13 protein-coding genes are annotated in these 12,972 nt (G+C 41.4%); 11 read left to right on the top strand and 2 right to left on the bottom strand.

Annotated features, from left to right (window positions below; genetic code table 11):
* The first annotated feature begins 7 nt into the window (after nucleotides 1–7).
* From mrdA to lipA, 7 genes are all read left to right on the top strand, one after another.
* Nucleotides 8–1,879 carry a penicillin-binding protein 2 gene (mrdA, locus tag J8M00_RS20705; protein ID WP_211012377.1) on the top strand — a complete coding sequence of 624 codons (1,872 nt, stop codon included), beginning with the start codon at nucleotides 8–10 and terminating at the stop codon, nucleotides 1,877–1,879.
* Entirely contained in the window at nucleotides 1,876–2,982 is a 1,107-nt protein-coding gene (gene rodA, locus J8M00_RS20700; RefSeq protein WP_211012376.1) for a rod shape-determining protein RodA, read from the top strand. The genes mrdA and rodA overlap by 4 nt, the downstream gene beginning before the upstream one ends.
* 3 nt (nucleotides 2,983–2,985) lie before the next feature.
* Complete coding sequence (locus J8M00_RS20695) at nucleotides 2,986–3,741, top strand: septal ring lytic transglycosylase RlpA family protein (RefSeq protein ID WP_211012375.1); 756 nt, start codon at nucleotides 2,986–2,988, stop codon at nucleotides 3,739–3,741.
* Nucleotides 3,742–3,887: 146 nt separating this feature from the next.
* On the top strand, nucleotides 3,888–5,051 hold the full coding sequence (locus J8M00_RS20690) for a serine hydrolase (protein WP_211012507.1): 1,164 nt from the start codon (nucleotides 3,888–3,890) through the stop codon (nucleotides 5,049–5,051).
* Between the two features lie 163 nt (nucleotides 5,052–5,214).
* Nucleotides 5,215–5,493 (top strand): DUF493 family protein YbeD, encoded by a 279-nt coding sequence (ybeD, locus tag J8M00_RS20685; protein ID WP_023398554.1) that lies wholly within the window; start codon nucleotides 5,215–5,217, stop codon nucleotides 5,491–5,493.
* A 12-nt stretch (nucleotides 5,494–5,505) separates the two neighbouring features.
* Entirely contained in the window at nucleotides 5,506–6,159 is a 654-nt protein-coding gene (gene lipB, locus J8M00_RS20680) for a lipoyl(octanoyl) transferase LipB (protein ID WP_211012374.1), read from the top strand.
* Complete coding sequence (gene lipA, locus J8M00_RS20675; RefSeq protein ID WP_023398552.1) at nucleotides 6,156–7,121, top strand: lipoyl synthase; 966 nt, start codon at nucleotides 6,156–6,158, stop codon at nucleotides 7,119–7,121. The genes lipB and lipA overlap by 4 nt, the downstream gene beginning before the upstream one ends.
* A 56-nt stretch (nucleotides 7,122–7,177) precedes the next feature.
* Here lipA and J8M00_RS20670 read toward each other — a convergent pair whose 3' ends face one another.
* Both J8M00_RS20670 and J8M00_RS20665 read right to left on the bottom strand, forming a co-directional pair.
* Complete coding sequence (locus tag J8M00_RS20670; RefSeq protein ID WP_211012373.1) at nucleotides 7,178–7,960, bottom strand: hypothetical protein; 783 nt, start codon at nucleotides 7,958–7,960, stop codon at nucleotides 7,178–7,180.
* A gap of 408 nt (nucleotides 7,961–8,368) precedes the next feature.
* Nucleotides 8,369–8,707 carry a helix-turn-helix domain-containing protein gene (locus tag J8M00_RS20665; RefSeq protein WP_247687495.1) on the bottom strand — a complete coding sequence of 113 codons (339 nt, stop codon included), beginning with the start codon at nucleotides 8,705–8,707 and terminating at the stop codon, nucleotides 8,369–8,371.
* A 259-nt stretch (nucleotides 8,708–8,966) separates the two neighbouring features.
* Between J8M00_RS20665 and J8M00_RS20660 the strand changes: the two genes are divergently transcribed.
* From J8M00_RS20660 to J8M00_RS20645, 4 genes are all read left to right on the top strand, one after another.
* Nucleotides 8,967–9,662, top strand: a complete 696-nt coding sequence (locus J8M00_RS20660; protein WP_211012372.1) for an XRE family transcriptional regulator — start codon at nucleotides 8,967–8,969, stop codon at nucleotides 9,660–9,662.
* Between the two features lie 358 nt (nucleotides 9,663–10,020).
* A complete protein-coding gene (locus J8M00_RS20655) occupies nucleotides 10,021–11,352 on the top strand; it encodes a class I adenylate-forming enzyme family protein (protein WP_211012371.1) in 1,332 nt (443 codons plus the stop codon).
* Nucleotides 11,349–11,591 (top strand): acyl carrier protein, encoded by a 243-nt coding sequence (locus J8M00_RS20650; protein WP_211012370.1) that lies wholly within the window; start codon nucleotides 11,349–11,351, stop codon nucleotides 11,589–11,591. The genes J8M00_RS20655 and J8M00_RS20650 overlap by 4 nt, the downstream gene beginning before the upstream one ends.
* A gap of 39 nt (nucleotides 11,592–11,630) precedes the next feature.
* The gene (locus J8M00_RS20645) at nucleotides 11,631–12,917 is read left to right on the top strand and encodes a coproporphyrinogen-III oxidase family protein (protein ID WP_211012369.1); all 1,287 of its coding nucleotides are present in this window, start codon (nucleotides 11,631–11,633) and stop codon (nucleotides 12,915–12,917) included.
* Nucleotides 12,918–12,972: the final 55 nt, after the last annotated feature.

Raw genomic sequence — 12,972 nt, 5'->3', positions numbered from 1 at the left:
GCCATCCATGATAAAAAACCGGCCAACGATCCGCGACCATAGCGCTGAAGCCAATTTGTTTGCGCGACGCGCTTTTGTTGGCTTCGTTTTTGTCGTTATCCTTATTGGAGTTCTGCTTAACAACATCTATACACTGCAAGTTGAAAAGCACGAAACTTATCAAACCCGCTCCAATGATAATCGCATTAAAGTTATTCCTATCGCCCCCAATCGCGGGTTAATTTACGATAGAAATGGCGTATTGTTGGCCGAAAATAGGCCTGTTTATAACCTAGAAGTTATTCCTGAGCAAGTTGACGATCTGGCATTATCGCTGCAGCAACTCAGCGAAATTATCAGCATTACAGATGCACAAAAAGAAGCAGTAATAAAAAGTAACCGACGTTCTCGGCGCTTTAAAAGCCAAATTCTTAAGGCACGTCTAGACGAACAAGAAGTCGCTATTTTCGCGGTCAATCAACACCGCTTCCCCGGTTTTAGCATTGAAGCGAGATTAGCACGACATTACCCCTATGGCGACGCACTGACCCACGCTTTAGGCTATGTATCTCGACTCAACAAAAAAGAGCTCAGCGAACTAGAATCTCAAGGCCTTGCCAAAAATTACCGCGCCACCCATGACTTTGGTAAACTCGGGATCGAGAAATTTTATGAGCAGCGCCTCCATGGCCAAGTAGGCTCTCAGCGTGTAGAAGTCAATAATCGTGGCCGAATTATTCGTTCACTAAGCATTGAGCATCCCAAACCTGGTGAAGACTTGGTATTGACGTTAGACATTGGGTTACAGAAAATTGCCCAAGAAGTGCTTGATGGCGTGCGTGGAGCCATTGTCGTTATGGATCCTAAAGATGGTGGGATCCTCGCGCTCTACTCAAATCCAAGTTACGACCCAAATCTATTTGTTCATGGTATAAGTAGCAAAGATTATCGCGCGCTGCTTAACCCAGACAGACCACTTATCAATCGTGCAACTCAGGGGCGATATGCACCCGCTTCAACCGTCAAACCTCACCTTGCTATTTTGGCTTTAGAGGAAGGAGTGGTCAAAGAGAATACCAAAGTTTGGGATCCCGGGTTTTTCCAGATCCCCAATGTTGAACATCGCTGGCGAGACTGGTTACGATGGGGGCATGGTCATGTGGATGTCTACGAAGCCATCGAGCAGTCATGTGACACATATTTCTATGAAACAGCCTACAAACTTGGCATCACTAAAATAAGCAATTTTATGAGCCAGTTTGGATTTGGTGATTTATCGGGAATTGATATACACGAAGAAACCCCAGCAATCATGCCGACTACTGAATGGAAGAGACAGCGCTTCAAAGAGTCTTGGTGGCCCGGAGATACTATCTCTGTCGGTATCGGTCAGGGATATTGGACTGCGACACCGATGCAGATAACCAATGCAGTCTCTATTTTGGTAAATAAAGGCATTCATCGCCCACCTCACCTCGTGCAAGTTGCAAAACAAAATAACAACGTGGAGCAAATGTATACAGAGGAAAAGCCGCCTGTTGTGTTAAAAGATCCCCGTAATTGGCAAATTGCACTCGATGCCATGCATAACACCGTAAAAAAAGCGACCGGTACAGCACACAAAGCATTTAAAGGGGCAAACTATGATCCTGCTGGTAAAACAGGTACTGCACAGATAGTGAGTATTGCGCAAGGTGAAAAGTATGATGCAGAAAGCTTAAAAGAAAAACATCGAGATAATGGCATTTATGTAGGGTTTGCGCCTTTCAATGACCCCAGGATTGTCGTCACCGTTATTGTCGAAAACCAAGGGGGCGGTTCAACTATCGCAGCCCCAATCGCACGCAAGCTTATGGATTATTATTTTGAGTCTTATCCAAGTGACACGGAGGGTAAATGAACCAATTGAGAAAGCGCCGTTCATTTTGGCAACGAATTCACATTGATTTTCCTCTGCTGGCAGCGCTGCTTGTCATGATGATCGGTAGTTTAGCCGTCGTTTACAGTGCCAGCGGTCAAAACATGGACATGATGGCACGCCATGCAACACGGATGTTAGGTGCCATTGTCGCCCTTTTTGTAATGGCTCAAATCTCCCCCAACACACTAAAAAGGCTGGTCTTTCCACTGTACACCGTGGGATTAGTTATGCTCATTGGGGTATTCTTTTTTGGCATTACCATCAATGGAGCAAAGCGTTGGCTAGATATTGGTGTTACGCGTTTTCAGCCTTCAGAAATTATGAAATTAGCCGTTCCTATGATGGTTGCGTGGTACATAGGCCGACAACAATTGCCCCCTAAAATGCTACACCTAGTGATCGGGTTTGCTATCGTTCTAGTCCCTACTGTCTTGATCCAAAAACAGCCTGATTTAGGCACCTCTTTACTGATAGCCAGTTCAGGCATTTTTGTGTTGTTTTTATCTGGTTTAAGCTGGCGTCTAATCGGAACCAGTGTGTTATTGGCTATTCCTGGGGCATTTGCTATGTGGCATTTTGTCATGCATGAATATCAAAAGCAGCGTGTTTTAACTTTACTCGATCCGGAAAGTGACCCGCTAGGCGCTGGATATCATATTATTCAGTCAAAAATAGCCATCGGCTCAGGAGGGATAGAGGGCAAAGGTTGGCTACATGGTACGCAATCACAGCTCGAATTTTTACCAGAGCGCCATACTGATTTCATTTTCTCAGTATTGAGCGAAGAGTTTGGCCTGCTTGGCGTCGTCATGTTGTTAAGTGTGTACTTATTTATAATCGGCCGAGGGCTTTATATTGCAGTCAATGCACAAGAAGCATTTAGCAAGTTGCTCGCAGGCGCACTCACCCTCACCTTTTTTGTATATATCTTTGTCAATATCGGCATGGTATCCGGATTATTACCCGTTGTTGGCGTACCACTGCCTTTGATCAGTTACGGTGGGACATCGATGGTTACACTGATGGCTGGTTTCGGTATCATTATGGCAATAGCAACAGATAAAAAAATGTTATTAAAGTAATTTATGAAGAAAAACGTCCTTATTCCTTTGGCTGTCGTACTACTTCTCAGCGCATGTAGTAGTCGATATCATACAAATCAAGACAAGGCACCGCTGCGTGCCCCGACTGAGCTCGAAATGCAAGATGCCAAAGTCACCAACGAGCCAAAAAGTGTCAGTGCTGGACGTCCTTATACGGTGCTTGGTAAACACTATGCACCAATGTCGGATGAAAAAGGGTTTACGCAAACAGGGACTGCGTCTTGGTATGGCCGTAAATTTCATGGTTACTACACATCCAATGGTGAAACATTCAACATGTTTGACATGACAGCAGCTCATAAAACACTGCCTTTGCCCAGTTTTGTCAAGGTCACCAATTTGCAAAACAACGTAAGTGCCATTGTCCGAGTGAATGATCGCGGGCCTTTTCATGATGATAGGATCATTGACCTGTCTTATGCTGCCGCATATAAACTGGGTTATCATTTACAAGGTACAGCTGAGGTTAAGATTGAGGCGATTACTATTGACCGAAAAAATCCACGCTTAACTTATGTGCAAGTTGCCGCTGGCAGCAGTATGGAAAATGTACAGGCTTTAGCGGTGCAACTTTCTAATAAATTTGAACTAGGTACACCTATCGCGTTTGAAGATAATCTTTACAAATTGCGACTTGGACCCATTTTGGATGATCATACAGCACAAAAAGTGCTACAAACCTTACAAGAAGGTGAATTTAATAAAGCTTTCTTGCTTTACACAGAGTATGAACTTTAAAATATTCTAAAACTGAATTACATAATTTTTGTTCCGCGACTAATGCCTGCATATAGGTATAATATGTAGTATGCAGTACAAAAATAAAATCTACTGGTTGGTCTAACAATTGAGCGACTACCCAGACTAATTAAAAAGCGAGCATGATGACAGTATTTAAACCAAAAGTAGTTAAAAAAATCCTTGGTGTCGTGTGTTCTTTGTCATTGTTTTCGGCAAGTGCACAGATCATACCTTCTCCACCGCAAGTGAGTGCGAAAGGTTATTTCCTGGTCGACTTCACGACAGGTAAAGTCATCGCTGAAGGAGAAGCGGATACTAAGCTTTTACCTGCAAGTTTAACTAAAATGATGACCAGTTACGTGATTGGTACAGAAATTCTTGCTGGTAATATTTCTCCCAATGACATGGTTACCATCAGTGAAAAAGCTTGGGCAAAAAACTTCCCTGAATCTTCAAAAATGTTTATCGAAGTAGGGAAAAAAGTCAGCGTTGATGATTTAAACCACGGTATCATTATTCAATCAGGAAATGATGCATGTGTTGCAATGGCCGAGCATATAGCTGGTAGCGAAAGTGCTTTTGCTGATTTGATGAATGCACACGCTGAAAAACTAGGTATGACCAATAGCTATTTTATCAATAGCCATGGTTTAGATGCCCCTGAGCAATTCACCACACCTAGAGACATGGCCACTCTGGGGGCTGCGCTGATCCGTGATGTCCCTGAAGAGTATGCACTTTATAAGCAAAAGTCTTTTACGTTTAATGGTATCAAGCAATATAACCGCAACTCACTACTGTGGGATGCAAGCTTAGATGTGGATGGTATAAAAACCGGCCATACCGCAGAAGCAGGCTACAGCTTAGTCACCTCTGCAACCAAGGGCGACATGAGACTTATAGCCGTCGTGATGGGCACAGAGAGCGAGCGAGCGAGAAAAGTAGAAAGCAAGAAGCTGCTAAACTATGGCTTTAGATTTTTCGAAACGATTACTCCTTACAAAGCAGGTGATAGTTTTGCAGATCAACGTATTTGGATGGGTAACAAAGAAACTGTCTCTTTGGGTATCACACAAGATACACCTATTACCATTCCTCGTGGCCAACGCAAGAACTTGAAGGCACATTTTGAGTTGGACCAAACGCTGACCGCTCCCCTTGCAAAGGGCAGTACTGTAGGTACTTTGTTCTTGCAACTTGAAGGGGAAGATATTGCCGAGTATCCACTTGTTACACTCGAAGAAATCGAAGAAGGCAGTTTCTTCAGCCGCATATACGACTACTTACGTTTACAGATCATGCAATAACCCTGTGCAGAGTATGTATATAATGCAACAGCGCCTCTATTAGAGGCGTTTTTTTTTGCTGCAAAAATGATAGAATGCCCGGCATTATTGAGGTGATGATGCCTAAGTGAAAACAATTCACATTACACAATCATCGCTTAGTATCTGTAGTGAGGAAACCGTCATGGTAACACCTGTAAAAAACACTAAGTTTGATGAGTACTTAGAATTCCCTTGCCCGTTTACTTTTAAAATTATGGGCCTAGCAAACGTTGATCTGACAGATCAAATCCTGACTAAAATGCAAGCTATTGCGCCTGGTGACTACGCACCTAAGGTGAAGCCAAGCAGTAAAGGGACATATGAATCAGTGACTTTAGTTGCAACGGTAACGTCAAAAGAACACATTGAGCAGATATATACCGAGCTCGGTAGTATCGAAGCGGTTCGTTACGTATTGTAATCAGGGAAGTCCATGAGCAACCATCATGTCATCATTCGTCACCTAGGACGAAAAAGTTACGAGCCAATATGGCAAAAAATGCAGCAATTCACAGATCAACGTGACGATTCTGCGCCAGATGAAATCTGGCTAGTTGAACATGATCCTGTATTTACTCAAGGCCAGGCTGGTAAAGCAGAACACCTGCTTGCACCAGGAGATATTCCTGTTGTGAAAGTTGATAGAGGCGGCCAAGTAACTTATCACGGTCCTGGGCAGCAAATGATGTACGTTCTATTTAATTTACGACGTCTAAAAATTGGCGTGCGTGAACTTGTTACTTGGCTCGAAGAAACCATCATTGATACATTGCAAGAGCACAATATCAATGCCAACGCCAAAGCAGACGCTCCAGGCGTTTACGTCGATGACCGTAAAGTGGCTTCTTTGGGTTTAAGAGTAAGAAGAGGCTGTTCATTTCACGGGCTTGCACTGAATGTCAATATGGACCTTAGTCCATTTTTACGTATTAACCCATGCGGCTATGCTGGCATGGAGATGGTACAAACTAGCGATTTAAATGGGCCTGATTCACTTGATAAAGCGGGTCAAGGGCTCATCAAACATATGCTTAAGCGCATTAACGCTGAGCATGTTGTTCACACTGAAGGGTTTGAGAACGAATGAGTAAACCAGTCAAAATGGAACCGGGTGTAAAGTTACGCGATGCTGAAAAAATGGCATTGATCCCGGTAAAAGTACTACCAACTGAACGAGAGCAAATGCTCCGCAAACCAGAATGGCTAAAGATCCGCTTACCAAAATCAAGTGAGCGAATAGAAGGGATCAAAAGCGCGATGCGAAAGCATGGCTTACACTCTGTTTGTGAAGAAGCATCTTGCCCTAATTTGTCTGAATGCTTTAATCACGGTACAGCAACTTTCATGATTTTAGGTGCTATTTGTACTCGTCGTTGTCCATTCTGTGATGTGGCACATGGTCGCCCGCTGAAGCCTGACGCGGCAGAGCCAGAAAAGTTAGCACTCACTATTAAAGATATGAAGCTTAAATATGTGGTGATCACCTCTGTAGACAGAGATGACTTACGTGACGGTGGTGCCCAGCACTTTGCTGATTGCATAAGAGAAATCCGCAAACATAATCCAGGCATTACAATTGAAATCCTAGTTCCTGATTTCCGCGGTCGTATGGATCGTGCCTTGGAGATCTTAACTGAAACGCCACCTGATGTGTTCAACCACAACTTAGAAACAGCACCGAGACTTTACAAACTAGCTCGTCCAGGTGCCGACTATAAATGGTCTTTAGAGTTGTTACGCCGATTTAAAGAGGCACACCCTGAAGTTAAAACTAAATCAGGTTTGATGGTTGGATTAGGGGAAGAGATCCCAGAAATCGAAGAAGTCTTAAGAGATCTTCGAGAGCATAACGTCGATATGCTGACAGTTGGTCAATATCTTGCACCTTCGAAGCACCACTTACCTGTTAAGCGTTATGTGCCACCGGTAGAGTTTGACGCGCTGAAAGACTATGCGGACGAAATAGGCTTTTCACACGCAGCATGTGGTCCTTTTGTTCGCTCAAGCTACCATGCTGATCAACAAGCCGCAGGTAAAGAAGTTAAGTAATTTATCTTTGCACATAAAAAAGCAAGTCTCACGACTTGCTTTTTTATTCGCCCCTTTTATTTAACTATCAACTGATCCTCCCAAAGGTGGATGTGATTGGGGTTTGTTAAATTGAAAACCTTCACTGCCATGGTCTTTCCGGCCGCATTTTCACACTCAATAATTTGATACAAAACTTGATGTGCAGGGTTCGCCAATACTTCATTTTTTATAAATACGTCTGAATGAAAAGGACCTTTGCGGTCTTCACCATGAAATAGACCAAGCGATACACCCCGATTTGCTATAGTTGTACAGTAAGACTGCGTGTTTTGGTTATTTATACTAAGACGACTTTCAATTTTATATGCTGAATGATAGCCATATGAATATGGTTTATAAATAAACTTACCCGCTGGTTGCAAGGAAATTTGCCAGTCGACAATTGGCGCGCCAGGCACATTGACTAACACGTTGTAATCTTGCCCGAACTCATCAGTACACCCTATATGAACCGTCTTAGCATCTTGTAGTACATTTTCATCACTGAGATCTGTTTCCATTGTCAAACTTGCCTGTATATGGGAATTTACAGAGACATTTAAACTTGCAAGGTTAGTGTGTGTACGATTAGAGTATACATTGGCACTATCGCAGCGACTAAATTCGTTGCTAAGTCGTACGTTAAGTACCAGTTTGTGGGCATGTTCACTGGTAATAGCCACACTTCTGACGGGTCCATAAGCGTAGCTGGTTACGCGCTCATAACCATCGACATCTGCCACATTTTGCGCTGATGCATAACAATTTAAACTCGCCAATAACGTACCAATGGTCAGTGATAATTTAGATAAAGACATAATAATTTCCTTTCTATATTGAGAAAAATATTTGTAGTCTGTACTGCTTCCTCAGCTATCCATTGAGTAAAAAGTTAACAGGCAAAGTCTCTAATATCAAAAGCCTCTATCTTCGAATCAATATCTTAAAATAGAAAATCTTCCTTTTAAATCAATAAAATAGATTTTTCACGCGAAGGGTGATTATGGAACCATTTGAGTTTAATAAGGGGTCATTAGAAAAAATCAGCTATCCTATGTAATACACCCAAGTTCATCATAAAAACTTACTCCTCAGCTACTTTAACGACTACTCGGCTTACCTGACAAGCAACGAGGCTTTATCTAAAGAGGTCATAATATTACGCAACTTTAAAGGGCGCGTAATAAACTGACCTGATTTATGATATACAGCAAACGCGTAACTATTTACGCAGTTAATTCGGAGTCATTCCTTACTCCTTCAATAACTTGAGTAATATCCATTAAATACACATCTTCAATCAACGAAATAACATCATTCCATCTAGGGTTATATTCATTATTTTCCCAACGCCTTAGCGTGCGCTCCTCAATACCATAACAAGCTGCTGATTCAGCTTGTGTATAACCCCTGCATTTTCGTGCATACTTTAATAATTGCGCCCCTTTTGGAGTACGCACTAACTTGACAGGTTTTGGACTTAAGTCAGCACCGCTATGAGCAGACACCAGATGCTGAGATAGTCTAGACTTCATTTGTGTATTAAATGTTGGGTGGTTGGCCATATTCACTTTCCTTATTTTTTTACGCAAGCAAGTACGTTTGCACTCAAAAGTGCCCTACTAACTGTTATAACTTACCGTAATTAATGCATACTGAACCGTACTAAAGCTCGGTCTGCGTAATTTTTTAACAAGTATAGAGCAAAAAGTTACGCACCACAACCGCTAATAAATTTATTCCTGCGTAAAAAATTGCATTGAGTTTATTTTTAAAGCTCCTTATAATGTCCAAATTGACGCTTAAATAGATGTGATGTAGGAAATGAAACCCATTATGGACGGAGAAAGTTACCTAAATACCTTGGCAGAACGTGTAGAGGAAGCAATAAAGCCTCACAGTATCAGGGCATTTGCGTCAAAAATTGATGTCTCTGAAGGCACGTTGCGTCGAATATTAAAAGGCGAAGACCCTAAACTCAGCATTATTGAAAGGATTTCCAGTGAAGCACAAGTGAGTTTATTGTGGTTGATCACAGGAGAAGATAGCTGCGCCCCTGATTCAACGTTGCACCCCATTGTAAAACTGGATGAGTTCAATGACGCTTTTGTATTAGTACCAGGCTACCATGTCTCAGTCAGCACAGGACACGGCGCTTTTAATGACCAAATGCAAGTATCAAGGCATTTAGCATTTAGAAAAAAATGGCTCGAGTACAAGAACCTCGAAAAGAGTAAATTAGCAGTTGTATTTGCCAAAGGCGATTCTATGGAGCCAACCATTCACAATAACAATACCATTTTGGTTGACTTGAGTGACAAAAAACTCAGCGAAGGTCTGATATATGTAGTAAGGCTTGGAGAAGAGCTATATGCCAAACGACTACAACAGTACTTGGACGGCTCTGTGAGGCTTATCAGCGATAATAAAGAATATGTTGAGCAAGTCGTAAAACCAGACGAAATGGAGCAGTTGGAAATCATCGGAAAAGTTGTGTGGATCGGTAAAGATTTAACATAGCTTTTTTCAAACACCGTGTAGAGCCTTATAAAGGCAAAATTCGCTGTGGTATGTGGTATCGCAGCGCCAAATAATAATACTTCCTCACCTCTTCGCTTGCATGTTCAGCCTCGTTCTAATTACGTACACTCATAAGCTGGACCATTATGTGTGTAACTGTAAAATTTTACACCTTAAAAAATTCAAAAAATCACAATAAAATCAAATAAAAAAACAACCACTTAAAAATAAAGTATTCTTTAAATAACGAGTAGAAACTGCCACTTATTGAGGTGACACCTAGCGCTATTTTACTTTATTAAATTGCTAACTCAGGTCGATAGACTGTCCATTATGCTGTAAACAAGGTAGTCGGCGAATGAAATTTTTTGATACTTGGAAACAACTAGGTGCGCTAGAAAACACCTTAAGCGATGATCACCAAACCATAAGCTATCAAGATGCTATTTTACGTATCAATACTTATCGAAGTTGGCTCTTGGATAACAATTTAACCCCACCGATTGCATTTTGCTGCGATCAGTCAATTGAGCATTTAATGATGTTGATGGCGTTATTGAGCACCGACATAAACTTTGCTTTATTACCTTACAATCATACTGAATTTGATGATGGCATATTTGGTGACCAATTACACATGTCTGCTCATTATCACAGTGATTTAACTCACATCACACTCAGCAAACACAATAAGGGCAATACGAAAGCGATTGAGGGTGCGGTCTATTTTGTTACTTCAGGTAGTTTAGGCTCTCCAAAAGTAGTCGTGCATCAGAGAGAGAATTTAGTCGCCAACTCCGTTAATGTGCTAGAACGCCTGCCACTTAGCCATGAAAATCGCGTCCTTATTCCTGTTCCGATTCACCATATGTATGGTTTTGGTGCAGCGCTATTACCTAGTTTACTTGTTGGCGCTACAATTCATATAACAAACAACCTAAATATTATTAAGTTTAAAACTGTCGAGCATCACTTTGTTCCCAATGTGATTTATCTCACTCCCCATATGTTAGAAGGCTTGCTTTATAAGCCAAACAACGATCTAACTTATCAATTTATTGTCAGCGCCGGGGACTGTTTCGACAATCATAAATACACTCGAGCCAAAGCCAAATTTAAGCAAATTTTCAACCTTTATGGGTCTACCGAATTAGGAGTCATCGCAATTGGTGAAGTACACAAAGCAGATCAAGAAATCAATGATGCGGTTGTGCCATTGAGCGCTGTGGAAGTCACAATAGACAAAGGAAAGCTCATTGTTGAGCACCCTTTTGGCTTTGACTATTATTTGCACCAGCCAAAACAACAGTCACCCTTCACAACTGGAGATCTGGTCTCAATTTCAAAGCATAGTGGCTTCAGAGTTATCGGAAGAGATACGTTTAGCGTGAATAGAGATGGGCGTTTACTTGCATTTTCTGAACTGGAAACTCAAATCAAACGGCATCAAGAAATAGATGATGTATCCCTAATAAAAGGTAAAGAAGATATCAAGGGGCATACTATTATTGCGGTTGTAGGGTCAAGCTCACAAACAGATCCCAAAATTCTCCGTAAACAATTAGCCGATTATTTACCGCCTTACGCAATGCCTGAAAAGGTTATTGTCCTCCCGCAACTGCCTAAGCTGAGCAGTGGAAAAATTAACCGAAAAGAAATAACAAAACTTTATGAAGGATCAGAAATATGATTGATGCATTAAAACAGCTTGTCGTAGAAAAACTCGATGTGAATCTCAGCTATGACGAATTCGACCAAACAACCCCTCTTTTTGAAGATGGCTTGGCAATGGATTCAATCGTATTCACTGAGTTTGTCTTACTGTTAGAGAAAACCTTCAATGTCGAATTTGAACATGATTCACTAACTTTCGAGAACTTTTACAATCTTGAGAAAGTGTCGCAGATCATCGCTAAACACAGTAGCTAACTAACTTGCTGATCCTAACATTAGGTATAAGAAACCAATATGGAAATCAAAAACGACGATGCGCAGTTGCCTGTCAGTGATCTAAACCGCAAAGGGTTTATAACTACTTACCCACCCAGCCGCTATTGGAAGGGCACATTTCATTCTGAAGCACTGGAAGACAACAGACTAAATTTGTATATCCACATCCCTTTTTGTATCCAGCGATGCAGATACTGTTTTTTCAAAATTATTGAGCTGTCTGAAAGTAATCAGCAAGATATAGACAATTATGTCGATTACCTGTGTAAAGAAATCGCACTCGTATCAAAACAATATGCTTGGTCTAAACGTCCAGTAGATACTCTTTACTTTGGCGGTGGTACACCAAGTTTATTAAAAGCGCGGCATCTATCCCAGATCATGGATACCTTAAACGCACATTACACCATGGCTTTATCGGAGTTTGTATTTGAGGTAGAACCAATTACTTATAATAAGAAGAAGTCAGAAGAACTCGCACAATTTGGTATTACACGACTCAGTTTTGGGATCCAGTCTTTTAGTGACGAAGTTGTCACAAAGACTGGTCGTAAAGACACTGAAACGATGAACATTGATGCCATTCAACGCGCGTTGGATACGGGCGTTATTGTCAATATTGACCTACTCAGTGGATTAGAGGGGGAAACCGAACAAAGCTGGCGATATAGCATTGACCGCGCAATTGCGCTCAATGTTCATTCGATCACAGTCTACAAAATGGAGCTTTATCAAAATTCAAAATACTTTAGTGATCTACACAAAAACAGCATCATCTTGCCTACAGATGATCAAGAAATGGCGTTTATGGATTATGCCATTGAGCAACTTCACACAAATAACTATCAAAACTCTACATTTTTCACCTTTACCAAAAATGGAGATTACCCACAAAAACATTTGCATCAGCGCTGGCAAGGTGAAGATACCTATGGATTTGGCGTTTCTGCTTTCTCGTCTTTACAAAGGGAGTACATTCAAAACACTTCAAGACAAGAAAAGTATAAAGCTGCTATCGACCAAGATATATTGCCCGTTGAGCGGGGTGTAAAGCTCACATCAATGGACTTGATCGCCAGAGACATAGTACTGGGCATGAAAACAGCTCGTCTGGACTGCAAATGGCTTAAAGCAAAACACGGAATTGATTTACTATCCTCAAATAATTTAATGCTAAAAAAATTAATAGAGCAAAATTTTATTGCTGTACAAGAGAGCACTATAAAGATGACAAATAAAGGCGTGTTTTATGGCGATTTTGTAGGTAAAGCGCTTAGCCGACATTTTTTAGACTCGTTCGCTTAATTGCTAAACCTTACGCTACTCTAAGGCGTTAGGTGCCTGACTTAAATGCGCTTCA

Origin of the sequence: Pseudoalteromonas luteoviolacea (genome assembly GCF_018100925.1) — a bacterium.
Taxonomy (GTDB): Bacteria; Pseudomonadota; Gammaproteobacteria; order Enterobacterales; family Alteromonadaceae; genus Pseudoalteromonas; species Pseudoalteromonas obscura.
Note: the sequence above shows the minus strand (reverse complement) of the source record. Positions and strands in the feature narration are given on the sequence as shown.